This is a genomic window from Sphingomonas sp., assembly GCF_035714405.1.
Classification (GTDB): Bacteria; Pseudomonadota; Alphaproteobacteria; order Sphingomonadales; family Sphingomonadaceae; genus Sphingomonas.
Genome location: NZ_DASTMA010000018.1, coordinates 222266 through 247302 on the forward strand (window position 1 = coordinate 222266; position 25037 = coordinate 247302).

A 25037-nucleotide genomic window follows, 5' to 3' on the forward strand; every position below is an offset into this window, starting at 1 on the left:
GGGGTATGCGAAGCCGGTTAAGATTGTCTCAAGACGTGCCCAGCCGGTCGTTGATGGCGGCGGTGTACGCGCCCTCGATCAACGCGGCAGATCGGTCGTCGCGCGGCAGGAACTCGCGTTGCACCCGGCCGCCGACGTCGACGGTGATCAGCGCGAAGCGGTCACGGCCATGCTTCTTGTCGGACGCGAAGGCATCCATCACCGACGGCAGCGCGATACGCGACAGCACGGCGGGAAGGTCCGGCGACGCGTCCAGCAGACGCGCGATGTGCTTACGAAAGCAGGCGATCTGCGGCGCGGCCACATAGCTGCGCCCCATCGCCTCCCCCAACCTTAACGCCGCCAGCATCCCCAGCCCGACGCCGATGCCATGGCTGACGGCGAAGTTGGTTGCGGCTTCTAGGGCGTGGCCGAAGGTGTGGCCGAAGTTGAGGAGGAGGCGTTCGTTCGCGTCAAACTCGTCGACCTCGACGAACCACTTTTTCGCGCGCAGCGAGTGGTTGCAGATGGCCGCATAGCCGTGTGTGTCCATCATGGTGGACGGGGCGAGGGCCAGATAGGCGTCGAGGCTGTCCGCGCCCCGGCACAGGCTGATCTTGGCGGCCTCGATCAGCCCGGCCGCGCGTTGCTCGGCGGACAGGGTCGCGGTCATTGCGGGGTCCACCAGCACCTCGGCGGGCGGGTGGAAGGTGCCGACGATGTTCTTGTAGCGGCCCACGTTGATCGACGATTTGCCGCCGATGCAGCTGTCGGTCATCGCCAGCAGCGTGGTGGGCACATAGGTCCAGTCGAGACCGCGCATGTAGATCGACGCGGCAAAGGCGGCGACGTCCTGCACCACCCCGCCGCCGACCGCGACCAGGCGGGTGCCCCGCGTCGCGCGCCGTTCGCGCAGCGCGACGATCACCTCGGTGATGCGGTCGAGCGACTTGGCGTGTTCGTCCGCCTCGATGACCAGCGGTTCGAGCCCGGCAGCGCGAAACCGTTCCGCCACAAAGGCATCGACGACGAACACCCGCTCACCCGGGGCAGCGATCGCCTCTTCGATCAGGCCGGGACCGATCCGGACCGGATAGCTGCCAGTCGAGCTGGAAACGTCAAAGGAGGTGTGCATTGCTCATCCCGAGATCGACCGTGATCGACTGGCCGTTGATGCTGTTGTTCTCGGCCGAACACAGAAAACAGATCAGGTCGGCGACGGTGTCGAGATCGGGCAGGCGGCCGACCATGGTCTTGGCCCGGACCACCGCCAGTTGCTCGGCCGAGACGTTGGCTGCGGTCATCGGCGTGTCGAGCACCCCGGGTAGCACGCCGTTGACCAGATGCCCCTCCGCGCCGAGGTCCACCGCCGCCGAGCGCACCAACCCGCCGATCGCCGCCTTGGTGACTGTGTAGGAGAGCTTGTCGGCGCGGGCCCGGTCCTGCCAGATCGAGCTCACCACCGCGATCCGCGCGCCGGCGGCAGCGAGCAGCCCGGCGCCATGCAGCGCCGACAGGCCGGCGATCACCGACAGGCAATTGGCCCGGTAAAGCTCCAGGTGGCGCGCCGCGTCGAAGCTCTGCACCGAGTCGGCGAGGTTCGCACCTTGCGCGAACGCGACGCCGTCGAAAGGGAGTTCGCCCGCCAGGGCTTCGGCGATATCATCGGCGAGGGGATCGTAGCGTCGCCACGGCGCCGGTTCCGCGTCGGCGGGCGCTTCGCCCCGACCGACGCCCAGCACGGCCCAGCCGCGCGCCCGCGCATGGCGGACCACCGCGCCGCCGATCGCGCCTGAGGCGCCGAAGACCAGCAGCCGGCGGATGGCGCGCGCTGCGCTCAACCGACCGCCGCGATTTTCGGCGCGAAGCGGGCGGTCCGCTGTTCCATCATCTCGATGCGCGCGCGATCCTCCTCGGCTATGCGGCGGTAATAGTCACGCTTGTTCTGGAGCCACATCAGCTCGAAATCGACCGCGTTGGCGATCCCGTCCCAGATCGACTCTTTCCTGACCGCGTCACCGGCGAACACGACCTTGCGGGTCTCGAAGCGGTCGAGCCGCACCGAGGCGATCTCGCGCAGCGCGTCGACCGCGTCGCTCGACACCGATCCGCCGACCACCAGTTCCAGGTCATGGTCCTGGCAGACCCGCGCCACCCGCAGCACGGCGTCGGTGATCGACCGCTCGTTCACCGCCGTCCGGGCCATGCCGCGCGACAGGGTGAAATCGACCCGGCCGAAGACGATGCCGTCGACGCCTTCCTTGGCGAGCGGCAGCATCTCCTGCAGGTTCGCCAGCGTCGTCTGCGTCTCCAGGTTGAACAGAAATTCGGTGCGCTGCTTCTGCGGCCCGTGCGTCTTGTTCTTCGCGTCGATGAACTTGGAAAGCGCGTAGCGGGTCTCCACCATCGGCGCGATAACATAGTCGATGCCGTAGGTGTGGCAGGCGTGAAGGTCGGATACGGCCTCGCAGCCGCCGATCTTCAGCGCGGTCTTCAGGTCGGCCCTTTGGGTCAGCTCCAGCAGCCGCAGATACTCGTCGGGCCGCGTGCCTTCGGCTTCGAACTCGGCCTTGATCGCCACCACGCCATACTCGTCGCGCCCACGTTTCAGGGCATCGAGCATTTTGACTTCGACAGCGTTCACGGCATCGCCTTCCACCTTGATGACGAGCGGCGGGGTTCAACCGCCAACATCGGCGCGTCAATCCCGAGGGCGCGCTTGATGACCAATATGGGGCGATGGTTTCCAAGACGTTAAGCATGTCACGCGACGCATCGTCGTGTGGCGCATGCCCCCGGGGGGTCTGTGACATGAAAGCAACAGCCATGGCTAATCGCCCCGCGGAGGGAAAGCTTCTGCAATCGTCTCGTTTAGGCGGCGTCCAGTTCCTAGGGGAAAGCTCATGATGACTAAGAAACTCGCCTTGTTCACCGCCGCCGCCGTTGCCGCCGTCGCGGCGCCTGCCGCCGCGCAGGACGAGACCGGGCGGATGCCATTCGACGGGGTCTACGTCGGAGTGTCCGGCGGCTATGACGTTCAGAACAACAACCCGAACGCCTCGATCGTCTTCGACCGCAACAACGACGGCAGCTTCACCGACACGGTCTCGACCGCGGCCGGCGCCAATGCCTTCTCGCCCGGTTTCTGCGATGGCCAGGCCGTCGCCGCCGCGCGCGGTTCCGCCGGCTGTGCCAACGATCGTGACGGCTGGTCCTATTATGGTCGTGTCGGCGTCGACAAGCAGATGGGGGCCTTCGTGATCGGCCTCGTCGGCGAATTCGGCAAGACCGAGATCCGCGACTATACCTCCGGCTTCTCGACCACGCCCGCCAACTATGTGTTCGAGCGCAGCATCGACTGGGAGGCCTCGGCCGGCCTGCGCGCCGGTCTCGCCGCTGACCAGACGCTGTTCTATGGCGTCGGCAAGTTCGGCTATGCCCGGATCGACCATCGCTTCTCGACCACCAACACCGCCAACAGCTTCACCACCACCGCCGATGACCGCGATCGCAAGGGCTATATCGTCGGTGGCGGCATCGAGCAGCGGATCGGGCGCGCGCTGTCGATCGGGCTCGAGTACAGCTACCACAACTACAAGGACGACGATTACAACATCTTCGTCGGTCAGGGCACCGCGCCCGCGACCAACCCGTTCGTGCTCGCCCCGAACACCGCCGGCACCAATCTGCGTCGTTCCGACGATCGTTTTCGCTGGCACAGCCTGCGCGCGACGGTGGGCCTGCGCTTCTGATCGACGCGATGGTCGCGCCTCGGCGTACCATGATCGGGACGGGAGGGCTCGGCGACGAGCCCTCCCGTTTCCGTTTTCGGCAGCGAGCTGGCTGTCGTCCTGCTCACATGCGGCCGCGGCACCGATCGCCCGGCCGAGGGTCCTGACCTGATGGATGACGAGGATAGCGACCGGTCATCGGATCGCGGCCGCGCCGTCCCATCGGGACGCATCGCCCGGCTCGGCGGCTTCGGTCGCCTCGCGGGCGGCGTCGCCGGGGGCATGATCGCGGAAGGCGCGCGCCGGCTCGCGGCGGGCGAGCGGCCGCGGCTCAACGACCTGCTGTTGACGCCCGCGAACGCCAACCGCCTTGCCGATCGCCTGTCGCATCTGCGCGGCGCGGCGATGAAGCTGGGGCAGATGATCTCGATGGATGCCGGCGACCTGTTGCCGCCGGAGCTTTCAGCCATCCTCGCCCGGCTGCGCAACCAGGCTTACCGGATGCCGCCCAAGCAGCTCGACGGCGTGCTGCGGAGCGAGTGGGGCGCCGACTGGCGGCGTCGCTTCACCCGCTTCGAGGCCGCCCCGATCGCGGCCGCCTCGATCGGCCAGGTGCACCGTGCGACGCTGCCGGATGGCCGCGTCCTGGCGGTGAAGGTGCAATATCCAGGCGTCGCGGAAAGCATCGGCTCGGACGTCGACAATGTCGCGACGCTACTGCGCGTGTCCGGCCTGCTGCCGGCGACGCTCGATCTCGCGCCCTTGCTCGGCGAGGCGAAACGGCAGCTTACGGAGGAGGCCGACTATCTGCGCGAGGGTGCGCAGATGCGCGCCTATGGCGAGCGACTTGGGAGTGATTCCCGCTATGTCGTGCCGCGCCTAGAAGAGGCGCTGACCACGTCCCGCGTGCTCGCGATGAGCTTCGTCGAGGGTCGGCCGATCGAAACGCTGGCGGAAGCGGACGAGCAAAGCCGCGATGTGGCGATGACCGCGTTGATCACGCTGGTGCTGCGCGAGCTGTTCGACTTCGGCGTCATGCAGACCGATCCGAACTTCGCCAACTATCGGTGGCAGCCGGACACCGGCAGCCTGGTCCTGCTTGATTTCGGCGCCACGCGCGCGGTGCCTGCTGCTACCGCTGACGCCTATCACAGGCTCATCGAGGCCGGCCTGGCGCGCGACCTCGACCTGATCCGCGAGATCGCGGTAGAGACGGGCTTTCTCGGTGCCGACGCAGCGAGCCAGCATCGGCCGGCGGTGGATCGGATGATCGCCGCGATCGACGCGGCGATGAACCGGGGTGAGCTGTTCGATTTCGGCGACCGCGCCTTCGTGCCCGTGATCCGTGAGGAGGTGCGCGGCCTCGTCGAGGACCGGGCGAGCTGGCATGTGCCGGACATCGAGACGCTGTTCGTACAGCGCAAGGTGAGCGGCACGGCGCTGCTCGCCGCCAGGCTCAAGGCGAAGGTGAATGTGCGGGGTCTCGCCGCGAGCGCCGTCAACGCGGTGGGTGCCGGCACTCTGCCGCCGGCACCCGTTGAACGCTGATCCGGGACCGCCCCGGAACAGCCGCCTCGCGTCAGTCGAACTTGCGGGTTACGCTTGAGATCTCCGCGACGTCGAACATCTCCATCTTGAACGGCATCAGCGCCGACGCGTAGATGCTGTTCGCGGCGAAATCGATGACCAGCGCGACATGGCCGATGCGGTTGGGCACCATCCAGTGGATCAACACCTGTTCCTCGCGCAGCGGTCGGGCATAATAGGGCAGCGACACGGGGATGGCATATTCGGGCTTGTACGCGGGCGAGTCGAGCATCTCGAAGGTGACCTGATCGACCGCGAAGGTCAGCCGGTACTCGCGCCCGGAGCTGTACCGATATTCCAGGACCAGCCCGGCCATGATCGAGTTGTCGGCACCGGCGACGATGTCCGCGGGCGGTGGCCCGTCGATCGGCTTCAGGTGATAGGGGACGTGGGCGGGGGTGGGCTCGGCGACGTTGGTCATGGTGCGTTCCTTTCAGGGGCGATCAGTCGGTCATAGGCGTCGAAGCGGGCGCGCAGAGCGGGCACTTCGGACATGCGGGGCAGCGACGCGGCACTGACGGCGTCGATTTCGTCTTGGTGATGATGTTTCGCAGCCAGGGTGAGGATCGATCGCGCTCGCCCGTCTGGCGTGACCAGCAGCCGGGGGCGTCCACCCTCGATCACCAGCTCGCCGCGCGCTGCGCAGGTCGCGCATTCGGTGTGGTCCGCATGCGGCACGATCACGTCGCAATGGCAAACGGGACAGACCCCGGGTTCGCCGTGATAGGCCGCCTCGTCGAAGCTCTTGCCGATCTCGGCCGCGACGTGGCGGCCCACGGCGGCGGCGCGATCCATCGCGGCCTCGTCGAACAGGATCGTGCCGGGCAGCGCGGCGCCCATGAACTGCACCTGATCGACCACCGCGATGTGCATCGAGAAGGTGGCCATGTGCATCAGCGGCAGGCCGAAGGTGAGCCAGTCGGGCGATGTCGCCCCCCCGACGGAGATCAGTCCGGCCACGCGGGGCTTCAGTACGCGATCGTCAATGATGGTCGTATTATAGCGGGGATCGTCGCCCTGTTTGCCCGCCTTCATCCGCAGCACCGCGGCCACGTCCACCCTGGGTCCGAACGCGCGGTCGACCATCAGCTTCAGCGCGGCGGACGGACTGCGCGAGGTGACCGGCGAGGAGATGATCAGCGCATCGCTCTCCACCAGCTGTTCGGTCAGCCAGGCGCGATCGTCCGGAACCTCTGGCGGCAGCGTTCCCGGGCGTCCAGCCGGGATCGCCAGCGTCGCGACCCGGACCAGCTGAACCTCGTGCCCCGCCGCCTCCGTCGCCATCAGCGAAGCCTGGAGCAGCAGCTCGGAATTCCCCCCGGGACTGCCGCAGTTGAGACCGAGAACCTTCATCAGCCCGCCCGCCGCGCGGGCTCGGGCGAGTCTTGCGCCGCGATTCCCATCGGGCGGGTCGGCCGGCCACCCCCGGCGGGCATCGGCCCCGCCGCGACGTCGGGCTGGATCTCGGACCCGCCGGGCTTGGGGATGGGTGTGCAGCCGACATGCGGCAGGACGTTGTCGACGAACATGCGGTAGTTCCTATCCCACAAAGCGGGATCGTACGTGCCGAAACCGAATCGGGTATGCACCATCGCGAAGCCTGCGGCGGCATGGGCGTTCAGGGCGTCGATCACGGTTTGCGGGCTGCCCGCGATCATCCAGCCGCGCACGATCGTCTCGTTCGCCTTTGCGACCGGCGAACCCGGCCGTCCCGCCAGCGAATCGGCGTGCATCCGCGCATAGCTGCGCCGGTCGTCGCGCCGGTCGATCAGCGGGTGAAAGGGCGTCATCTGCGACATCTGCTCCCAGGCGGCCTCGTCGGTATCGGCGACGACGAACTGATGATGCACCATCGATTTGTCCATGCGGTCGGCGATGACGGCAGCGTCATGGCCGCCCGCCTCCAGCCCTTCGCGAAACAGCGCAAGCTTGGCCGCGGCGTCGTCGAGCGGGCAGGGGCCGAGGAACAAGACGTTGCCGTCGACCCCAGCCTGACGGACGAGCGGATCGGTGTTGGTGCCGATCGCGACATGCGGATGCGGCGCGCGATAGGAGACCGGCATCAATCGGCCGTGCATCCCGCCCTTTACCCACGGTCCGCCGAACGCGAGCGGCCCATCATCCTGCCGGTGTCCCCACAGCGACTTCAGCACCGCCATCTTCTCGGCGAAGATTTCGCGCTGCTGCTTGGGGTCCAGCCCGAAATTCTCGAAATCGGGCGAAAAGCCGATCCGGCCTGCGCTCATCCCGGCGATGAACCGCCCCTCCATCAGCTGGTCTAGCGCGTTCAGGTCCTCCGCCAGCCGGATCGGATTGTGATAGGGCAGCGGCAAGATCGTCGTCGCGAACCAGGCGTCGCCCAGCACCGGCGAGAGCCGCGCGCCCATCAGCAGCGGATTGCAATAGGGCTCGTAATTGTTGAAATGCTGCTCGCCGAAGGTGATCATCGAAAAGCCGTCGGAGGCAGCCGTCTCGGCGCTCCGCAGGCACCAGTCGATCAGCGGCTTGTCGTCGCGAGGGCCGCGCGCGAACGGGCCCATGAAGATCGCGATGTGCATGGCGATGCTTCCTTTATGTTACAGATTGAAGAGCGACTGGGCGTTGCGATCCAGGATCGCGACCTTCTCGTCGGCCGACAGATACGGGTTGGTCTCGACGTAGCTGACCGCTTCGGTCAGGCTCGCGAAGATCTCGTCGGAGCCGAGCAGCAGCCGGTCGGTGCCGTAGCTTTTCTGCACCAGCAGCATCGCTTCGGGAATGTCCTGGACCGAGGTGTCGTACCAGAATTTGCGGAACGCCTGCATGGGATCGTCGAGCGTGATCGGCGCGTCGTCCATCCAGGTGTAGAAATTGGCCGCGACGGCGCCGGACGCGCGGGTGGTGAGGCCGCGCACCAGGTTGCGCTTGGTCCGCTCCCACACATAGGGGAGGTGACCACCGCACACCGCGAAGATGAACTCGACATCGGGAAAGCGCATCGACAGCCCCGAATAGACAATGCGCTGGGCGGTGATCTGCAACTGCGCGAGCGAGCCCGATGCCATCGACAGGTTGTACTCGGCCATGCCGGGATGGCTGCAGCTGTGCGCGCCGACCGGGTGGATATAGGCCTTCGCCTTGCGGCGGTTGAGCTCGGCCCAGAACGGCTCGAATGCAGGATCGTCGAGCGGGCGTCCGTGAAAGAAGCACGGAAAGCAGATGCCTTCGAAGCGCAGCTCGTCCAGGCAGCGGATCGCCTCGGTGATCGCCTCCTCGACATAAGGGAGCGGCACCCAGCCGAAGGCGCGGAAGCGGCCGCCGCTGCGGACCACCGTCTCGGCATAGAGGTCGTTGATGAACCGCGCGCCTTCGACCGCGCCGTCGAGCGAATGGACCTGGGTGTCGAGCCCGACTGCCGACAGGATCTGGTGATCGCAGTGGTTCTCGTCGAGCGTCTTCAACCGGCCGGTCAGATCCTCCGACTGCCCGGAACCACGCGCGTGATTGAGGCCGAGCGAGACCAGCTTGTCGGTGTACGACTGCGGAAAATAATGGGCATGCACGTCGATGCGCACGGTTCGGCCTCCCCTGTTGTCTTTTCGTTGGGAGGCGATGTCGGCCATCGGTCGCCACTTGCCCAATGAGAATGGGCAATAGTTTCATGCACGAAACTTATCCGCTGCGACCCGGATCGTGTTCGCCGCCGCAGCTCTAAGCGCGGGTAATGGCCTCATCATCAAATATGATTAGTCCGCGTCTTCGGCCGGGGACTAGGCAGGAGGAAGTCGCCACCAGCGCGGCGGTGCGGAGAGGCACGACATGGCGACGGCAGCGACGACGGCAGCGACAACGGGACCGCAGACGGACAACGGCCGCGCCTATGCGGGCTATGTTCTGTTCGTGCTGATCCTGGTCAACATGATGAACTCGGTCGACCGGGCGGTGGTCAACATCCTGGTCGAGCCGATCCGCAAGGACCTGGGCTTCACCGACACGCAGATCGGCCTGATCAGCGGGCTGGGCTTCGCGCTGGTGTTCGGCCTGCTGGGACTCCCGATCGCGAGACTCGCCGACCGCGGCAACCGCAAAGTCCTGCTGGCCGCCGGGCTGGCGGCCTGGTCGACGATGACGATCGTCACGGGCCGGGCAGTGGGGTTCTGGTCGATGCTGGTCGCGCGCTTCGGCGTCGGCGCCGGAGAGGCTACCTGCTATCCGGCATCGCTGTCGCTGATCGCTGACTATTTCAAGCCGGAGCACCGCCCCCGCGCCATCGCGCTGTTCCAGATCGGCCTGCATCTGGGCTTCATTGTCGGCGCGGGGGTCGCCAGTACGATCGCGGAGCGGTACGGCTGGCGCGCCGCCTTTACCGTGCTCGGACTGCCCGGGGTCGTGCTGGCCGGCATCCTGCTGCTAACGGTGCGCGAGCCGGCGCGGGGGCGCCTGGACGTCACCAACGACCGACGCGGCGAGGGCGCCGGCTTCGGCGAAGCGCTCCGCCTCCTGGTGGCCGACCGACCGTTCGTCATCATGGTGCTCGCCGGGCTGTTCATGGCGCTGGGGGGCGCCTCTCTCGCCAATTGGGGTGCCGCCTATATGATGCGGTCGCACGGGCTGACCCAGGGTCAGGTCGGTGTCGTGCTGGGTCCGGTCATGGGCATCGGCGGGCTGGTCGGCACCCTGGCCGGGGGTTTTCTGGGCACCATGATCGCCAAGCGGAACCCGCGCCCGCACGCGCCCTTGCTGGTGATGCTCTTCACCGCCTTGCCGGGCGTGCCGGCGATGATCCTGTTCCTGCTCGCGCCCAGCGTCCCGCTCGCCGTGATCGGCGGCCTGTTCGGCGGTGTGCTGACCTCGATGCACTATGGCTCGCTGGTCGCCGTGGCGCTCAACCGGGTGCCGTCGGTCCGGCGCGGCATGGCCAGTTCCCTCGTGATCCTCGGGCAGACGGTGATCGGTTTTGGCCTCGGTCCGCTGATCGTCGGCGCGATCAGCGATGGACTGTCCGGCTCGCTGGGCACCGAATCCCTGCGCTATGCGATGTTGATGGCACCCGTCGCGGTGCTGGTCGGATGGTCGCTGGCGCTCCTCGCCTGGCGTCGGCTGGAGTCCGCTCCGCAGTCCGCGGCGTAGCATCAACAAGGACCGAGCATGACCATCGAGCCGCGCGTCGCCGAACACCCGATCGACCCCGCCTTCCTCAGCCGATGGAGCCCCCGCGCGTTCGACGGCTCCGCGCTGGCGCCCACGGAGCTGCTGCCGCTGTTCGAAGCCGCGCGCTGGGCGCCGTCGTCGTTCAACGTCCAGCCGTGGCGCTTCCTCTACGCGGTATCGGGCGGCCCCGACTGGGAGACGTTCGTCGGCTTTCTGCTCCCGTTCAACCAGGTGTGGGCGCGGCGCGCCGGCGCGCTGGTGCTCGTCTTGTCCGACACCATGATGACTCCGCCCCAGGGCGGCGAGCCGAAGCCGTCCCACAGCCACAGCTTCGACGCCGGCTCCGCATGGGCGTTGCTCGCGCTCCAGGCCCAGGCGCAGGGCCTTTATACCCACGGCATGACGGGGGTGGATTTCGACGCGGCGCGCGCGGGCCTGAGCGTTCCCGACCGCTTCCGGATCGAGGCGATGATCGCGATCGGCCGGATCGGCGACCCCGAGGTGCTGCCGGAGCAGCTCCGCGTGCGCGAGGCGCCGAGCCCGCGCCGCCCGATCGCGACCAGCATCGCCGCCGGCGCCTTCCCGCGTGGGTGGTAAGGCATTGATGCCCGGCGCCATCCCGGTCGCGTCCGAGGGGCAACTGCAGTGGCTGGTCGATCGTGCCGCGATCACCGACCTGTTCCTCGCCTTTGCCCGTGCGATCGACGACAAGGACCAGCGCGCCTACACCGATTGCTTTGCCGAGGACGGGGTGGTGGCGCTGCCGCACGGCCGCTTCGAGGGGCGGGACGCGATCCTCAACATGCGCACCCCACCAGCGCGTTGGGCCACTCATCACCTCCAGGCCGGACACCAGATCCTGCTGAACGGCGACAAGGCCACCGCGCGGGTGCAGATGATGGCAGCCCATGTCTTCGATGCCGCCGTGCCCGGCGGGAATGCGCGCGCGGGAGGGTGGTATGATGCCGAGCTGACGCGCACCGCGGCCGGATGGCGGCTGTGCTCGGTCGTGCTGACGATCATCTGGTCGACCGGCGAGATGATGCCGACCGCAAAGGGAACCCCATGACCCACGAGATCACCCGCGTCCGCCACGAGCTCCGCCGCCGGAAACTGACGCTCGCACGAGTCGAACAGCTGTCGCCGGGCATGCGACGCCTCCACTTCGTGTCGTCCGACCTGGACGGCTTTCCCAGCGTCGGTTTCGACGATCATATCAAGATGTTCGTGCCGGGCGAGGTGGCGCCCGCACCGGGTGAGCGCGGCACGATGCGCGATTTCACCCCCCGGCGGTTCGACACGGCGGCGGGCACGATCGCGATCGACTATGCGCTCCACGATGCCGGCCCTGCGATCGACTGGGCGCGCGACGCGGCGGTCGGCGACGTGCTGGAGATCGGCGGCCCGCGCGGCTCGGCGATCATCCCGGACGATTTCGACTGGTACTGGCTGATCGGCGACATGACCTCGCTGCCCGCCATCGGCCGGCGGCTGGAGGAGCTGCGCGCCGACGTGCCGGTGACCAGCATCGTCCTGGTCGACAGCGCCCAGGATGCGCAGGCGATCGACACCGCCGCGCAGTGGACGCCGCGCTGGATCGTGCGCGAACGGCCCGACGCGGACCTGCTGACCGAGGCGATCGGCGGCCTGACGCTGCCGCCCGGCGAAGGGTTCGTGTGGATCGCGGCGGAGGCCGGCGCGGCCCGCGCGGCGCGACACGCGGTCGAGGCGCTCGGCCAGCCCGCGCGCTGGATCAAGGCGGCCGGGTATTGGCAACAGGGCGACCCGGCCGTGCATGTGCGGATCGACGAATAGGGCAGGGGCCCGTTACCACCCCAGGGGCCGCCGCCGCCGGCCGCTCTATCCCAAGGCGGCCGCCGCCGGCCGCAGGGCCGCGACCGCCTGCAACTGCTCCAACAGCCATCGGAGCATGGGTTCGCTCTCACGGTAATGCTGCCATTGGGCGACGAAGTTCATCGTCGGCGTCGGGATCGGGGCCGGCAACACCACGACCGGCAGCATCGTCGCGCACAGCTCGGCATAGCTCGTCAGCGTGGTCGCGATCAGGTCCGTGCCGATGATCGCATGCGGCACCGCGGCATAGGTGCTGGCCCGGGCGACGATGTCGACGTCCTCGGACATGCGGTGCAGCGTCTGCCCGACCGGGTGAGCGAAAAGAGGGGTTGGGCGTCCGCCGGTCCGCCCGCTGGGGCGACTGATGCCGACATGGCGCCCGTTGCGGAATGCCGCTTCGGTCAGACCGGCGGCGTGGCGGCTGCCGCTCCAGACCATGCAGCTCATCGTCTCCGAGATCAGCCGTACCTTGGCGAGATCGGGCGAGGCGAAGGCCTCCCCGACGATCGCAATGTCCAGCGGCATCTCGAACAGGGTGGATACCGGCTCGTACTCGAACGGCAGCGACATCACCCGCATCCGCGGCGCCGCGTTGCTGATCCGCGCGAACAGCGGACCCAGGATGATGAGTTCCACGACATCGGGGGCGGCGATGCGGACGGTGCCCTCGTCGGTCGCGGGATCGAAAGCCGGGGTGAAGTCGATCACCTCGCGCGACGCCTGCAGGATCTGGCGCACCCGCGGGCGCAACGCCAGGGCGAGCTCGGTCAGCCGCGCTTCCTCGCCGCTGCGATAGATGACCAGTTCGTCGCCGAAGATGCCGCGCAGCTTCTTCAACGACACGCTCATGGCAGGCTGGGTCAGGTGGCTCTTGCGCGCCGCCTCGGTCAACGTGACGCTGTTGAGGATCGCGTCGAGCGCGAAAAACAGGTTGAGATTGAACCGATCCAGCGCGCGCACTCCCCGAATGTGAGCATGGCACCCCATCCGGGCCGACGCAAATCGCTGGGTCTTTCGCCAAGCTTATACGAGCATAGCCTTTTTGCATTGGACCAGGGCGCGGCTCTCCCGGACTTACACCCGGCGACCGGGTATCCGGTGCTGGCTACGCAGGGCGAATGCGCCCGCGGACAGGGAGGATTGTATGAACAGGACAACGCTCATCTGCGGAACGGCGCTGGCGGCCTTCCTCTCGACGGCGGCTGTGGCCCAGACCTCGCCCGCGGCGGAGTCGGCGCGACAGGATTCGGGTACCGCCCAGCGCACCGACCCGACCGGCCAGGATCCCGCGCCGTCGTCGGACGATGGCCTCCGCGACATCATCGTCACCGCGACGAAGGTGGAAACGGTGCTGCAAAAGACGCCGCAGGCGATCACCGTCATCGACGGCTCGGCGTTGGTCGAGGCAGGCGTGGCGACGGCGCAGGATCTCAACAAGCTGGTCCCCGGGCTCCAGATCGAACAGAACGGGTCGTCATCGTCGATCTACATCCGAGGCATCGGCTCGCGCGTGGTCGGTCCCAACCAGGATCCGGCGGTCGCGTTCAGCGTCGATGGGGTGTATTACTCGCGGGCATCGGGCACCACGACGACGCTGTTCGACCTGGACCGGGTCGAGGTGGTGAAGGGGCCCCAGGGCACGTTGTACGGCCGCAACGCGACCGGCGGCGCGGTGAACGTCGTCAGCCGCCGTCCCAAGCTCGGCGTGCGCAGCGTCGACGCGGAGATCGAGGTCGGCAACTATAACGCGGTTCGGGCGGTGATGGGCCTCAACCTGCCGCTGGGCGACAACGCGGCGCTGCGCGTGGCAGGCCAGTCGATCTACAACAGCGGCTTCCTGAGCGACGGCTACAACGACACCGATATCAAGGCGGGGCGCGTCAGCCTGCTGATCGAGCCGACGTCCGCGCTCTCCATCTTCGTGTCCGCCGACTATTCCGCGCAAGGCGGCCAGGGTGCCGGCGCGATAATCACCGGCCCGTCCGTCAACAACTCGTCGATCGCGACCCGCTTCGTGGTGCCTGATGATCCCTTTGTCGGTCCGTCGGACCCACGCTCCAACGCCGTCTTGGCCCGCGCGCTGCCCGCGCAGGCGGTGGCGGGGCCGGGGCCCGGCACCTTTTGCCGCGCGCAGGTCGTCGGCGCGCCCACGCCCGGCGGCATCCCGGCCAGGCTGTTATGCACCTATCCCTTCGGCGTGGCACCGATCGCGCGCGACGGTTTCCTCGCCAACGAATTCTATGGCGGCAACCTGACGATCAACGCCGATCTCGGCTTTGCCGATGTCACTGCGATCGGCGGTTATCGTAGGACGGAGATCGACTCACTCCAGCGCATCGATTTCGGGCGCCAGCGCGTCTCGGGCACCGCCGATCAATATTCGGCGGAGCTGCGCATCTCCTCGGCGGCAACCGGCGAGGATCGGTTCCGGTGGCTGGTCGGCGCCTTCTACCTGCGCGAGCAGCAGGATACGCTGACCATCATCGACAGCAACAATCAGGCGATCGGCGGGCCGGGGGTCTTCTGCGCCACGGCGCCGGTGGCCGGGTTCTGCGTCGCCCGGCCGGCGTTGATCCAGCAGGAGACCCGCCTCGACAGTCCGAAGCTGGTCGACGAGACCTATGCCGGCTTCGGCGAGGCCACCGTTTCCGCCACCGACTGGCTGCGCTTCACCGCCGGCCTGCGCTTCACCCGTGAGGAGAAGTCGGAGGAGAACGGGGTCATCACCCTGGTCTACGCCTCTCCCCCGGGATTGACGCGCAGCTATCCGTCGGCCGGGCGGGTCGGCTTCAACGACACCAGCTATCGGCTGGGCGTCGAGGTCGATGTGGCGCCGCAGTCGATGTTCTACGCCACCCATTCGACCGCCTTCCACGTCGGCGGGCTCAACGTCGGGGTGGAGCAGGGGCCCAACCGCTACCCCTTTGCCGCGGAAAAGGTGCGCAGCTATGTCGTCGGGATCAAGAACCGCTTCTTCGACAATCGCCTGCAGCTGAACGTCGAGGGCTTCTGGAACGATTACCGCAACTATCAGCAATCCTCGCTCGGCTATATCAATGACGGGTCGCAGACCTGTTCGGTGTTGCTGATCCGCACTACCTGCCCGTTGACGCTGCGCATCGACAACGCCGCCAAGGCACGCATCCGCGGGGTGGAGGCGGACGTCCTGCTGCGTGTCGGCAGCAACGGCACGCTGAGCGCGAACATCCTCTACAACGACACCAAGTTCCTGCAGTTCGATGTCGTGAACGCGTTCACCAACGCGGTTGTCAGCTATGCCGGCCAGACCCTGCCCGGCGTCAACAAGTTCACCGTGTCCGCCGGCTATACCCAGCGCTTTCCGCTCATCAGCGGTGGCGAGATCGTCGGGTCGGCGCGCACCATCTTCCGCAACGCCGCCTATCTGTGGTTCGAGCGGTTTGAATCGCAGTTCCAGCCGGCCTACACGCGTACCGACCTGACGCTGGGATACCATGCGCCGGACAATCAGTGGCGGCTCACCGGCTTTGTCCGCAATGTCGAGGACGAGGCGGCCCTCAACCAGGGCGGACCGCTCAGCGCCGCGTCGGGCCTGCGGTTCAGCAATCTCAACCCGCCGCGGACCTATGGCCTGATCCTGGGCTTCAACTTCTGATCCGTCGCAACTTTTTCCCATTCTACGCCAAAGACTGACTTAGATTTAGAGAAACCTTTCCTCGGCTTGGGCGTACTTCAAAGAGCGCACGCCGGATGGAGCCCGTCCCTTTCGGCCGGTACGCTGGACCGGGGCGGGGAGAGCGACATGCCGCTGACGTACAGCATCCCTTCCGCTCCCGCTGCGGGGCCCGTGCCATTCGGCATGAGCCAGGATGCCATGGATGAGCTGCCGTACGAAACCCTCCTTGCGCCTCTGATCAGGGCATTGAGCGTCGACGGCTCGGTGCTGTCGATGCATTTCGCTGACGGCGATCCGGGTCGTGCGCTCGCCTGCACCGGTGGTGTGGTCGGCGGCGATCTCACCAGCGCAATCATCGATCATGCGAGCGGCCTCGCCCGCCGGCCCTCCCTGTCGGACACACAGTTGATGCAGCGCGCGTGGCTGGGGCGGGTCGGTCCGGACCAGCGGCCGCTGCTGACCCTCGTCTTCGAAGGCGGGCAGCTTCGCAGCAAGGTGATCTTCAGTGCGGTGTTCGGCGACAAGGGCCCACCCGACCGCAAGTTGATCGTCGCCACCTTGCGCCGATTGATGCCGATGCTGGAGGCGTATTTCCTACTCTGGCAACGCCTGCGCGCGACGGAGCACAGGAACGCAGACCTGCACGCGGCGCTTGACGCGATCGACCTGGGCGTCATCCTGGTCGACCGCGACGGCGCGCCGCTCGTCACCAACGCGGCGGCCGCGTCGCTGTTGCGCGAGGGCCGTTTTCTGCGTCAGCGCGGTACCACCCTGCATGCGAGCGACTTACGGCAGACCATGCGTCTACAGGCCGCGCTCGCCGCCGCCATCAGTCATCATGGCGAGCGCGTACCGGCATCGCAGGCGGATCACGACGCGGCGCTGATCAAGCTCACGGTCGAGGATGACCATGTCATCGTGGCGGCGCTGTCGGCAAGCCGCCCTGCGGACGAGCCCGGCGCGGTGGCGGCGATGCTGATCGTGTTGAAGCCGGGGGGCGGCCTCAAGACCATGGCGGTTTCGGCCTGCCGTCTGTTCGGTCTTTCGAGCGTGGAGACCGGTCTCGCCTGTCACCTCGCCGCAGGCCAGTCACTGGCGGAAGCCAGCGAGTCGATGCGGATCCGCGAAAACACTGCTCGCAGCTATCTCAAGCAGATATTTGCAAAGACCAATGTCAATCGACAGATTGATCTTGTTCGTCTACTGCTCTCCAGCATCATTCGAGTTCGCGTAGGTGAAATAATATAGATTACCTGACAACTACCCCCAAATGCGGGTAGTGTTTACGTCTCTTCAAGCACAGCTAGGTTGCAACTTGGTGTGGAGGGATCGCTCGGGCGGCAATACATGGATGAGGCACCCAGGCGGTGCCGTCGCATCGGGCAGGTCCGGCGCGGCGACCACATGCCCCCACCCGAGGATCCATCCATGAAGACCACCCTTCTTCTGGCCGGCAGCGCCATCGCGCTCGTCGCCGTGCCCGCCCAGGCACAAGACAACACGAACCGCACGACCGGCGGCGCCCATGCCGGCACCGTCGGCGCCAACAACGGCGCCAGCGCCACCGACAACTCGATGAACGGCGGTACCGTCAGCGCCGGCCGCGTCGGCGCCAACAATGCGTCGACCGCCACCGACAACAGCGACAACCGCGTCGACAACTCGGTCGAGGCCACGTCGAGCTCGGGTCCGGGCACCAACGGCATCGGCGCCGACAATGGCGCGACCGCGACCGACAGCAGCGACAACAGCTATGCGACGGGCACGATCAGCGCCAATAACGGCGCCACCGCCACCGACAGCTCGGACCAGAGCGCCGCGACGGCGGACAATTCGGGCATGTCGGCCAACAACGGTGCCACCGTCACCGACAACACCGACAACTCCACCACCGACAACTCGCTGACGGACAGCCAGAACGACAGCCGCGACCAGTCGGACAACAGCGCGGCGAGCGGTGCTCGCGTCGCCTCCAACAACGGCGCCACGGCGACGGACAACACCAACAACTCGGATAACTCCAACCGCAGCACCGCCGACGGCGCCTATGCCGCGAACAACGGCGGCACCACGACGGACAACCGCGACAACAGCGCCGCGACGGGTTCGCGCGTCGCCTCAAACAACGGCGCCACGGCGACGGACAACACCGACAACTCGGATAACTCCAACCGCAGCACCGCCGATGGCGCCTATGCGGCGAACAACGGCGGCACCACTGCCGACAATCGCGACAACAGCACCGCCAACGGGGCGTATGCGGCGAACAACGGCAGCACGACCGCCGACAACCGCGACAACAGCGCCGCCGAGGGCGGCCGCTTCGCCGCCAGCGGTGGCAGCACCGTGACGGACACGTCGGATAACAGCACCGCCGATGGCGGCCGGTTCGCCGCGAACGGCGGCTCGACCGTGACCGACAATTCGGACAACCGTGATCAGTCCGACAACAGCACCGCGAGCGGCGGCCGTTTCGCCGCCAACAACGGCTCCACCGTGACCGATAATTCCGACAATCGCGACCAGTCGGACAATCGCGATCAGTCGGACAACAGCACCGCCAGTGGCGGGCGTTTCGCGGCGAACAACGGCTCGACCGTGACCGACAGCTCCGACAACCGCGACCAGCGGGACAACAGCAGTGCCAGCGGCAGCCGCGTCGCGGCGAACAACGGCGCGACGGCGACCGACAACACCAACAACTCGGACAACCGCGACCAGAGCTCGGCCAGCGGCAGCCGGTTGGCGGCGAACAATGGCGGCACCAACACCGACAACACCAACAACTCCGACAACCGTGACCAAAGCACGGCCGTCGGCGGCCTGGTGGCGGCGAACAATGGTGGCACCGCCAGCCTCGACGCCAGCGATCGTTCGACGCTGACGGGCGCGGCGCGCTCCACGGGCGCGTTCGGCGATGGGGCACTGGTCGCCAGCTCGACCTTGTCGTCCTATGTCACGGGCATCACCGTGACGTACAACGGTTCGACCGATCAGGCGGGCGGCACCGATGCCAGCCTGTCGACCTCTGGTAGCGCCTATTCCAATTTCTCCGGCATGCTGGCGCAGAACCAGAACACCGGCGCGGCGGCGTCGCAGAACGCCAGCGTCAGCGTCGCGGTCCGCACCCGCGACGTGGGCATGTAACCTCCTGAACCGCGGCCCGGCGATCATCTCGCCGGGCCGCATCTTCTTTCCGGACGTACAGGACGCCCCCCATGATCCATCTTCTTCTACTCGCCGCTGGGGTTGCCCAGGAGGCGCCGCCGCAGGCGCCCGCCTTTGCCGCCGCCCCCATGGACGGCGCCGCGCTGAACAAGGCTACCGCGCGTGAGGACGTGTCACAGGTCGCGATCTCCGAGCAGACCTCGCGCGTCTCCAACAACACCATCAACGGCCCGTCGGTCACCGGCACCGCCACGATCGACGGCAATGCGTTTCAGAACCTCCAGGGCCTGTCGATCATCAACGCCAACACCGGCAACAACGTGTCGATCAACGCGGCGTTGAACGTCAACATCCAGTTCACGCCGGCGCCGTGATGCGCGCATGCGCTTTCTTCGTCGTGGCAGCGGCCCTTGTCCTGCCGGCTAGCGTCGCAAGTGCCGAGGACGAAGCGCCGCGCCCGTTCCTGGGCACGAGCCCGATGGGCGATTTCTCGGGCCCGGTCCGGTCAATGCAGGCGCTGAAGTACCGCGGCGTCGTCCGTCAGCAGTTCGATTTCAGCTGCGGTTCGGCGGCGCTGGCGACGCTGCTGCGCTTCTATGGCGAGACGCCGGACGAGGCGACGACCTTTCGCGGCATGTGGAAGGGCGGCGATCATGCCCAGATCCGGACCCTGGGCTTCTCGCTGCTCGACATGAAGCGGTACCTCGCCGCGCGCGGCAAGCCGGCCAATGGCTATCAGGTGACGCTGGCGGATATCGAGAAGGCCGGGGTTCCGGGGATCGCGCTGGTGACCGTCAAGAACTACCGCCATTTCGTCGTCGTGCAGGGTGTGCGTGGCGACGAGGTGCTGATCGCCGACCCGGCGCTCGGCCTGCGGGTCGAGACGGCCGCCGCTTTCCAAAAAAGCTGGAACGGCATCTTCTTCGCCATCGACAGCGACGTGAGCGTCGCCCGCGCGCGGTTCAACGCCGCCGATCGCTGGAGCACTGTCGCCCGCGCGCCGCTGGGCGCGCGGTTCGCGGACCCGCTCAGCATCCAGGCGCTGTCGCTGACCGCCCCTTTCTACCGGGATTTCTGACATGCTTCGCCTCTGCTCGATCCTGGCGGCGCTGGTGCTGGCGGCGGCGCCCGCCGCGGATGCGCGCAGCCTGACGGCTCACCCCTCGCTTTCGGACGAGCGCCTGGCCGAACTGCGCGGCGGGTTCCAGCTACCCGGCGGCATATCGGTGACGATCGGCGTCACCACCGCGACACGGATCGACGGCCGTGAAATTCTCCGATCAACCCTTAACCTGCGTGATGATCTGCCACGGGTGCAGGTGTTAGCGGACCGTGCCGATGGCGCTGGGGTCGTTCCAGTTTCCGTGACGGCGGACGGAGCCGGGCTGATGACTCGTGACGGCGTGGTGCGGGTACGATCGGCCACCGACGGCGTCCGGGTCGACCTGTCGGGCGAGGCGATCGAGGTCAGCCATCTGCTCGGCGGGGCGCTGGGCACGGTGGTCGCGAACAGCGCCAACGATCGAAGCATCGACGTCACCACCACCGTCGACATCGGGCTGAGCGGCGTCCGGCCCGACGCGCTGGGTGGCGCCGCGATCAGGGCGGAGAACCTCGCGCTGGACGCCACCACGCGGCTGATCCGCTGACCCAACCCCCGGGGAAAATCATGAGACTTTGTATACTGGGCGGCGGCCTCGCCCTCGCTCTCGGCCTGCCCGGCGTCGCGCTGGCACAGGCGACGGCTGCGCCCGACAGCGTCGAGGCGCTGCGTCGCGATCTGGCGGAAGCGCGCGCGGCGCTGGCGCGGCAGGAGGAGCGGCTGCGGGCGCTGGAAGCGCGGCTCGACGCGGCGGGCCCACAGGTCGCCGCCACCGCGCGCCTGCCCGCGATCAACGCGGCGCAGGGCAGCGCCTCGATCTCGCCCGGCGATCCCAGCGCCATCCAGGCCGCACCCGTCGAGACCGTCGGTGCCGCACCTGATTTCGAGCGCGCCCCGGCCGTCGCCGTGCTCGGCGATCAGGGCAGCGTCATCACCCGCGCCGGGCAGCTCACGCTGGAGGCGCAGATCGAATATGCGCGCGCCGACCGCAACCGCGCGCTGTTCCGCGGCATCGAGCTCGTCGAATCGGTGCTGGTGGGCGTCTTTGACATCAACGAAAGCCGGCAGGACGTGGTGAGTGGCGCGCTGATGGCGCGCTATGGGCTCAGCAATCGTCTGGAGCTCGGCATCCGCGCGCCGTTCGTGCACCGCAACAACGCCAGTGTGCTCGCACCCGTGGCGGGCAGCACCCCCAATGACGCGGCCGCCACTCGGGACAGTTCTGCGACGGGTGACGGCTTCGGCGATCTGGAGGTGTCCGCGCGTTATCAGCTGACCGGCTCCCGCCCGGGCCGTGCCTTTCTGATCGGCAATCTGCAGGTGGTGGCGCCGACCGGCTCCAATCCGTTCCGGGTGCCGCGCGACGAGGAAGGGCGCGAGCTGCGCGCCGCGACGGGCGCGGGCTTCTGGGGCGTCTCGCCCAGCCTTACCGCGATCCTCCCGACCGACCCGGCGGTGCTGTTCGGCACGATCGGCTATACCCGCAATTTCGGCGACGATGTCGACACGCTGATCGGCGACACCCGCATCATCTACGTCAAGCCCGGCGACTCGGTCTCCGCCAGCGCCGGCATCGGCCTGTCGCTCAACGACCGCACCTCGCTCAACATCGGCTATGCGCACACCTGGGCGTTCGGCACCCGCATCCGTTCGATGATCGAGGATCCGCGGCCCGGCGACGACGGCATGCGCGAGCAGCGGGCCCGCGACCTGCAGGTCGGTCGCCTGCTGTTCGGCGTCACCTATCGCCTCAACGACCGCTCCAGCCTCAACTGGTCGGTCGAGGCGGGTGCGACGGACGACGCGACCGATCTGCGCACCGTGTTGCGGGTGCCGCTGGTGGTGCTGACGGGAGGCTGATCTCCCGGCGGGCCGGCCGCAATTGCAGCCTTGCTCCGTGGTGACCCCTACGAGAATCGAACTCGTGTTTTCGCCGTGAGAGGGCGACGTCCTAACCGCTAGACGAAGGGGCCGTGCGGGTGAGCGCGGGCAACTAGGCGAGGGGCGGCGGGGCGTCAAGCCGGAGCGATGCGACGAGCTTGCGCCGTGCGGCGATTGCGTTTCTGCGAGGTTTGGGCGACATCCGCTGCCAGAGGGGAGACGCGGTTGGGGCAACCTGCGGCACGGCTGACCGACATGCACGTCTGTCCGATGGTGACGGGCGTAGTGCCGCACGTCGGCGGTCCGATCCTCGCGCCCGGCATGCCGACGGTGCTGACGGGCATGCTGCCGCAGGCGCGCATAACCGACACCTGTGTATGCGTGGGCCCTCCCGACGTCATCGTGCAGGGCTCGCCCACCGTGCTGGTCGGTGGATTGCTGGCGGCGCGGATGGGCGACATGACCGCGCATGGTGGCGTCATCGTCTTTGGGATGTTCACGGTGCTGATCGGCGGCGGTAGCGGCGGCGGTGGCGGCGGCGGTGGGGCGAAGTCGGTCGGGGTGTCAAGCGGCGCCTCCCATGACACCATGTCGGACACGATCGGCGCGGCGATCGGCGCGCTCGCAATGGGCGGCTATACGCCCCGGCCGCAAGCGAAGGCGAACAAGGACGCCGCCGCCGCGCGTACGCCGTTCATCGAACGCTGCCCGCCGGACCCGGGCCAGGATCGCGCATGAGCGGCACGGATGTGCGCTGGTACGCCGTCGTCGACACGGCACAGGACGAGCGGCTGCTCGGCCTCGTCCAGGGCTGCCGTGAGCACCAGTGCCTGGTCGGCGGCACGCTGGAGCCAGAGCTGGCGGCGACGCTGCCCTGGCTGGTCGCGTTCGACCCGGCCGAGCCGCTCGCACGCGCCTGGCGTGGCGAAGGGACGGGGAAGGGCTGGGGCATCCTGCTGACCTCCGACCTGCCCTTCGCCAGCCTGCGCACTCACCTGAAGAAATTCCAGAATGCCCGCCTGCCCGATGGCCGGCTGGTCTGGTTCCGCTTCTTCGATCCCGCTGTCCTGCAGGCGCTGTTCCGGTCCTCGTCTCCGGAGGAGCAAGCGCCGTGGTTCAAGGGCGTCGAACGCTATGTGATCGAGGCAGACGACCAGCCCGGCCACTACCACGTCCGCTTCGCCGACGGACAGCTGTCGGCCGAGATGATTGCGCCGGTGGCCGCCTGATGCTGCGCATCTCAGACGCCCAGCTCGCGGGACTGGAGGCGGCGGTGCGCGAGCGCATGACCCGCCGCGCGACCGCAACCGCACAGGCCCGGCTGGCCGCCGCAGGAGTGGCGCGTACGCCCGACCAGATCAGACCGGTCGCGGCCGAGATGCAGGCCTTTGCCGAGGCGCGCGATCTGCGCGAGCAGGCCAGCCTCGACGCGCTGCTGGAGCTGCGGCTGTCGTCCTGGTGGCGCGATCCGCTGCCCGAGCTTGCCGCCATGTTCCTGACCCGCGCGGGCTTTCCGGAGCCGACCCGCGTCGAACAGTTCCGCCAGGCGCTGATCCAGCCGCAGGTGACGCTGATCGACCTCGACGCGCCGCTCCCGGCGGCGGCGCGCTAATGGCGCGCGCCGCAACGCCGACCCGGTCGCCGCAGACCCCGCCGGCCCGACCGCAGAGCGTCGCCTGCCAGACCTGTCCGGACAACAAGAAGCCCCGGCGCGTCGTCACGGTCCGGGCGAGCATCTTCTTCGACGGTACGCAGAACAACCGCACCAACACGGACCTGCGGCTCGCCTATGACCGGCAACGGGCAAGCGGTGGTCGCGCCAGGTCGCCCGGCAGCGGCAGCTATGAGAATGACTACAGCAACGTCGCGATCCTGGAACAGGTGATCGCGAAGGAGCAGCCGGGCTACGACTATTTCGTGCCGCTCTATGTCGAGGGCATCGGCACCACCGATCGTGACAGCGACACGACGATGCCCGGCGTGGCGCGGGGGACCGGGGCGACCGGCATCGAGGCGAAGGTCAAGAGCGGGCTCGACCGGATGGTCCGCGAGATCGCATCCAAGGTGGGCGATCCCAGCAATACCCGGATCGCCCATGTCCATATCGACAGCTTTGGCTTCAGCCGTGGCGCGGCCGCCGCGCGTCACTTCATCCAGCGAGCGGTCCGCGACGGTGCCGAGCGGGTGATGCCACGTTTGCAGGCCAGCGGGTTCGAGGTCGGCCAGGTCAAGATGCGGTATGTCGGCCTGTTCGACACCGTCGCCTCGCACGGCGGCGATCGGAGCGACGACACCCGAACGCTCAGCCTCAACGCCATCGCGGTGGCGGAAAAGGTCGTGCAACTCGCCGCCGCCGAGGAGCATCGCGAGTATTTCCCGCTCACCAACATCGACAGCGCGGGCAACGGGACGCAGATTTTCCTGCCCGGCGTCCATTCGGACGTCGGCGGCGGTTATGTCGATAACGGCGCGGAGACCAATTATCAGGTGTTCGACCTGGATACGGTCCGGCTCAATCAGGCGGAACGTGCCGCTCTGCAGCGCGAGCGCGACTGGCTGATCGCGCTGGGCTGGTACCTGCCGGCCGAAATCGGCGACACCAGTTTCTTCAACGAGATCAACGTCAATCGAACGGGCATCCGGAACACCTTCGCGCGCATTCCGCTGCAGATGCAGGCGCGCTTGGCGCGTGAACTGCAGCTGGTGTGGCTGCCGACGTTGCAACAGCGGCACGCCGTCCCGGCCGACCTGCGCGGTGTGGAAGCATCCGTCACCCGGATCAATGCGCAGAGCCCCGGGGTTTATTTCAACAGCCGCGATGCCGTGCACCGCCGGCTCCGTCATCGCTATCTGCATTTCTCCGCCCGATATGGAGAGATAGGACATTGGCCGAATTGGGTGGGTGGCAAGATCAACGGGCGCCGTCAGCGAGTGATCTTCAATGGTTAGG

The 25037-nt window shown here is 67.6% G+C and carries 25 protein-coding genes and 1 tRNA gene; 17 read left to right on the plus strand and 9 right to left on the minus strand.

Annotated features, from left to right (window positions below; all coding sequences use genetic code 11):
- Positions 1-28: 28 nt before the first annotated feature.
- The 3 genes from VFQ64_RS07970 to VFQ64_RS07980 are packed head-to-tail and all read right to left on the minus strand — an operon-like array spanning position 29 to position 2623.
- On the minus strand, positions 29-1114 hold the full coding sequence (locus VFQ64_RS07970; RefSeq protein WP_325102763.1) for a 3-dehydroquinate synthase family protein: 1086 nt from the start codon (positions 1112-1114) through the stop codon (positions 29-31).
- A complete protein-coding gene (locus tag VFQ64_RS07975) occupies positions 1098-1820 on the minus strand; it encodes an SDR family oxidoreductase (protein WP_325102764.1) in 723 nt (240 codons plus the stop codon). Before VFQ64_RS07975 ends, VFQ64_RS07970 begins: the two co-directional genes overlap by 17 nt.
- The gene (locus VFQ64_RS07980) at positions 1817-2623 is read right to left on the minus strand and encodes an aldolase/citrate lyase family protein (protein ID WP_325102765.1); all 807 of its coding nucleotides are present in this window, start codon (positions 2621-2623) and stop codon (positions 1817-1819) included. Before VFQ64_RS07980 ends, VFQ64_RS07975 begins: the two co-directional genes overlap by 4 nt.
- 259 nt (positions 2624-2882) lie before the next feature.
- On the opposite strand from VFQ64_RS07980, the gene VFQ64_RS07985 reads away from it, so the two are divergent.
- Positions 2883-3731 (plus strand): outer membrane protein, encoded by an 849-nt coding sequence (locus VFQ64_RS07985; protein WP_325102766.1) that lies wholly within the window; start codon positions 2883-2885, stop codon positions 3729-3731.
- A 150-nt stretch (positions 3732-3881) separates the two neighbouring features.
- Entirely contained in the window at positions 3882-5258 is a 1377-nt protein-coding gene (locus VFQ64_RS07990) for an AarF/ABC1/UbiB kinase family protein (RefSeq protein WP_325102767.1), read from the plus strand.
- A 31-nt stretch (positions 5259-5289) separates the two neighbouring features.
- Here the strand turns inward: VFQ64_RS07990 and VFQ64_RS07995 are convergent, their stop codons facing one another.
- From VFQ64_RS07995 to VFQ64_RS08010, 4 genes are read right to left on the minus strand one after another with little or no spacing between them, the layout of a single operon-like run.
- The gene (locus VFQ64_RS07995; RefSeq protein WP_325102768.1) at positions 5290-5718 is read right to left on the minus strand and encodes a hypothetical protein; all 429 of its coding nucleotides are present in this window, start codon (positions 5716-5718) and stop codon (positions 5290-5292) included.
- Complete coding sequence (locus tag VFQ64_RS08000) at positions 5715-6650, minus strand: flavodoxin family protein (RefSeq protein ID WP_325102769.1); 936 nt, start codon at positions 6648-6650, stop codon at positions 5715-5717. The genes VFQ64_RS07995 and VFQ64_RS08000 overlap by 4 nt, the downstream gene beginning before the upstream one ends.
- Positions 6650-7855 (minus strand): LLM class flavin-dependent oxidoreductase, encoded by a 1206-nt coding sequence (locus VFQ64_RS08005; RefSeq protein ID WP_325102770.1) that lies wholly within the window; start codon positions 7853-7855, stop codon positions 6650-6652. The genes VFQ64_RS08000 and VFQ64_RS08005 overlap by 1 nt, the downstream gene beginning before the upstream one ends.
- 18 nt (positions 7856-7873) lie before the next feature.
- Complete coding sequence (locus tag VFQ64_RS08010; protein WP_325102771.1) at positions 7874-8851, minus strand: amidohydrolase family protein; 978 nt, start codon at positions 8849-8851, stop codon at positions 7874-7876.
- A 244-nt stretch (positions 8852-9095) separates the two neighbouring features.
- Between VFQ64_RS08010 and VFQ64_RS08015 the strand changes: the two genes are divergently transcribed.
- Genes VFQ64_RS08015 through VFQ64_RS08030 form a run of 4 tightly spaced genes read left to right on the plus strand, consistent with a single transcriptional unit; the run spans position 9096 to position 12242 of the window.
- Positions 9096-10406, plus strand: coding sequence for an MFS transporter (locus tag VFQ64_RS08015; RefSeq protein WP_325102772.1), 1311 nt, complete (start codon positions 9096-9098; stop codon positions 10404-10406).
- An 18-nt stretch (positions 10407-10424) separates the two neighbouring features.
- Positions 10425-11024, plus strand: coding sequence for a nitroreductase family protein (locus VFQ64_RS08020; protein WP_325102773.1), 600 nt, complete (start codon positions 10425-10427; stop codon positions 11022-11024).
- 7 nt (positions 11025-11031) lie between these two features.
- Positions 11032-11496 carry a nuclear transport factor 2 family protein gene (locus tag VFQ64_RS08025; RefSeq protein WP_325102774.1) on the plus strand — a complete coding sequence of 155 codons (465 nt, stop codon included), beginning with the start codon at positions 11032-11034 and terminating at the stop codon, positions 11494-11496.
- Positions 11493-12242 (plus strand): siderophore-interacting protein, encoded by a 750-nt coding sequence (locus VFQ64_RS08030; protein WP_325102775.1) that lies wholly within the window; start codon positions 11493-11495, stop codon positions 12240-12242. Before VFQ64_RS08025 ends, VFQ64_RS08030 begins: the two co-directional genes overlap by 4 nt.
- 45 nt (positions 12243-12287) lie before the next feature.
- Here the strand turns inward: VFQ64_RS08030 and VFQ64_RS08035 are convergent, their stop codons facing one another.
- The gene (locus VFQ64_RS08035) at positions 12288-13241 is read right to left on the minus strand and encodes a LysR family transcriptional regulator (RefSeq protein WP_325102776.1); all 954 of its coding nucleotides are present in this window, start codon (positions 13239-13241) and stop codon (positions 12288-12290) included.
- A gap of 184 nt (positions 13242-13425) precedes the next feature.
- Here VFQ64_RS08035 and VFQ64_RS08040 point away from each other — a divergent pair, with 184 nt between their 5' ends.
- The 7 genes from VFQ64_RS08040 to VFQ64_RS08070 all read left to right on the plus strand — a co-directional run bounded on the left by VFQ64_RS08040 (position 13426) and on the right by VFQ64_RS08070 (position 22066).
- On the plus strand, positions 13426-15915 hold the full coding sequence (locus VFQ64_RS08040) for a TonB-dependent receptor (protein WP_325102777.1): 2490 nt from the start codon (positions 13426-13428) through the stop codon (positions 15913-15915).
- A 147-nt stretch (positions 15916-16062) separates the two neighbouring features.
- Positions 16063-17184, plus strand: a complete 1122-nt coding sequence (locus tag VFQ64_RS08045) for a hypothetical protein (protein ID WP_325102778.1) — start codon at positions 16063-16065, stop codon at positions 17182-17184.
- A 180-nt stretch (positions 17185-17364) separates the two neighbouring features.
- Positions 17365-19083 (plus strand): hypothetical protein, encoded by a 1719-nt coding sequence (locus tag VFQ64_RS08050; RefSeq protein ID WP_325102779.1) that lies wholly within the window; start codon positions 17365-17367, stop codon positions 19081-19083.
- A gap of 71 nt (positions 19084-19154) precedes the next feature.
- Positions 19155-19478: a hypothetical protein gene (locus tag VFQ64_RS08055; protein WP_325102780.1), complete on the plus strand. Its 324-nt coding sequence runs from the start codon at positions 19155-19157 to the stop codon at positions 19476-19478.
- A 23-nt stretch (positions 19479-19501) separates the two neighbouring features.
- Positions 19502-20182 carry a C39 family peptidase gene (locus VFQ64_RS08060; RefSeq protein WP_325102781.1) on the plus strand — a complete coding sequence of 227 codons (681 nt, stop codon included), beginning with the start codon at positions 19502-19504 and terminating at the stop codon, positions 20180-20182.
- A 1-nt stretch (position 20183) separates the two neighbouring features.
- Entirely contained in the window at positions 20184-20753 is a 570-nt protein-coding gene (locus tag VFQ64_RS08065; RefSeq protein ID WP_325102782.1) for a hypothetical protein, read from the plus strand.
- 20 nt (positions 20754-20773) lie between these two features.
- Entirely contained in the window at positions 20774-22066 is a 1293-nt protein-coding gene (locus VFQ64_RS08070) for a transporter (protein WP_325102783.1), read from the plus strand.
- A gap of 38 nt (positions 22067-22104) precedes the next feature.
- Here the strand turns inward: VFQ64_RS08070 and VFQ64_RS08075 are convergent.
- Positions 22105-22179, minus strand: a tRNA-Glu gene (locus VFQ64_RS08075).
- 133 nt (positions 22180-22312) lie between these two features.
- Between VFQ64_RS08075 and VFQ64_RS08080 the strand changes: the two genes are divergently transcribed.
- The 4 genes from VFQ64_RS08080 to VFQ64_RS08095 are packed head-to-tail and all read left to right on the plus strand — an operon-like array spanning position 22313 to position 25036.
- The gene (locus VFQ64_RS08080) at positions 22313-22825 is read left to right on the plus strand and encodes a PAAR domain-containing protein (RefSeq protein WP_325102784.1); all 513 of its coding nucleotides are present in this window, start codon (positions 22313-22315) and stop codon (positions 22823-22825) included.
- Positions 22822-23316 (plus strand): DUF4123 domain-containing protein, encoded by a 495-nt coding sequence (locus VFQ64_RS08085; RefSeq protein ID WP_325102785.1) that lies wholly within the window; start codon positions 22822-22824, stop codon positions 23314-23316. Before VFQ64_RS08080 ends, VFQ64_RS08085 begins: the two co-directional genes overlap by 4 nt.
- The gene (locus tag VFQ64_RS08090) at positions 23316-23699 is read left to right on the plus strand and encodes a hypothetical protein (protein WP_325102786.1); all 384 of its coding nucleotides are present in this window, start codon (positions 23316-23318) and stop codon (positions 23697-23699) included. The genes VFQ64_RS08085 and VFQ64_RS08090 overlap by 1 nt, the downstream gene beginning before the upstream one ends.
- The gene (locus tag VFQ64_RS08095; RefSeq protein WP_325102787.1) at positions 23699-25036 is read left to right on the plus strand and encodes a DUF2235 domain-containing protein; all 1338 of its coding nucleotides are present in this window, start codon (positions 23699-23701) and stop codon (positions 25034-25036) included. The genes VFQ64_RS08090 and VFQ64_RS08095 overlap by 1 nt, the downstream gene beginning before the upstream one ends.
- Position 25037 lies beyond the last annotated feature (1 nt).

Bases quoted from the DNA above. Each gene is read 5' to 3' on its own strand.
- VFQ64_RS08085 (WP_325102785.1), top strand. From the start codon at position 22,822: ATGAGCGGCACGGATGTGCGCTGGTACGCCGTCGTCGACACGGCACAG.
- VFQ64_RS07990 (WP_325102767.1), top strand. From the start codon at position 3,882: ATGGATGACGAGGATAGCGACCGGTCATCGGATCGCGGCCGCGCCGTC.
- VFQ64_RS08065 (WP_325102782.1), top strand. From the start codon at position 20,184: ATGCTTCGCCTCTGCTCGATCCTGGCGGCGCTGGTGCTGGCGGCGGCG.
- VFQ64_RS08015 (WP_325102772.1), top strand. From the start codon at position 9,096: ATGGCGACGGCAGCGACGACGGCAGCGACAACGGGACCGCAGACGGAC.
- VFQ64_RS08045 (WP_325102778.1), top strand. From the start codon at position 16,063: ATGCCGCTGACGTACAGCATCCCTTCCGCTCCCGCTGCGGGGCCCGTG.
- VFQ64_RS08000 (WP_325102769.1), bottom strand. From the start codon at position 6,650: ATGAAGGTTCTCGGTCTCAACTGCGGCAGTCCCGGGGGGAATTCCGAG.
- VFQ64_RS07985 (WP_325102766.1), top strand. From the start codon at position 2,883: ATGATGACTAAGAAACTCGCCTTGTTCACCGCCGCCGCCGTTGCCGCC.
- VFQ64_RS08055 (WP_325102780.1), top strand. From the start codon at position 19,155: ATGATCCATCTTCTTCTACTCGCCGCTGGGGTTGCCCAGGAGGCGCCG.
- VFQ64_RS08095 (WP_325102787.1), top strand. From the start codon at position 23,699: ATGGCGCGCGCCGCAACGCCGACCCGGTCGCCGCAGACCCCGCCGGCC.
- VFQ64_RS08050 (WP_325102779.1), top strand. From the start codon at position 17,365: ATGAAGACCACCCTTCTTCTGGCCGGCAGCGCCATCGCGCTCGTCGCC.
- VFQ64_RS08025 (WP_325102774.1), top strand. From the start codon at position 11,032: ATGCCCGGCGCCATCCCGGTCGCGTCCGAGGGGCAACTGCAGTGGCTG.
- VFQ64_RS08090 (WP_325102786.1), top strand. From the start codon at position 23,316: ATGCTGCGCATCTCAGACGCCCAGCTCGCGGGACTGGAGGCGGCGGTG.
- VFQ64_RS08020 (WP_325102773.1), top strand. From the start codon at position 10,425: ATGACCATCGAGCCGCGCGTCGCCGAACACCCGATCGACCCCGCCTTC.
- VFQ64_RS08070 (WP_325102783.1), top strand. From the start codon at position 20,774: ATGAGACTTTGTATACTGGGCGGCGGCCTCGCCCTCGCTCTCGGCCTG.
- VFQ64_RS08030 (WP_325102775.1), top strand. From the start codon at position 11,493: ATGACCCACGAGATCACCCGCGTCCGCCACGAGCTCCGCCGCCGGAAA.
- VFQ64_RS07995 (WP_325102768.1), bottom strand. From the start codon at position 5,718: ATGACCAACGTCGCCGAGCCCACCCCCGCCCACGTCCCCTATCACCTG.
- VFQ64_RS08040 (WP_325102777.1), top strand. From the start codon at position 13,426: ATGAACAGGACAACGCTCATCTGCGGAACGGCGCTGGCGGCCTTCCTC.
- VFQ64_RS08005 (WP_325102770.1), bottom strand. From the start codon at position 7,855: ATGCACATCGCGATCTTCATGGGCCCGTTCGCGCGCGGCCCTCGCGAC.
- VFQ64_RS07970 (WP_325102763.1), bottom strand. From the start codon at position 1,114: ATGCACACCTCCTTTGACGTTTCCAGCTCGACTGGCAGCTATCCGGTC.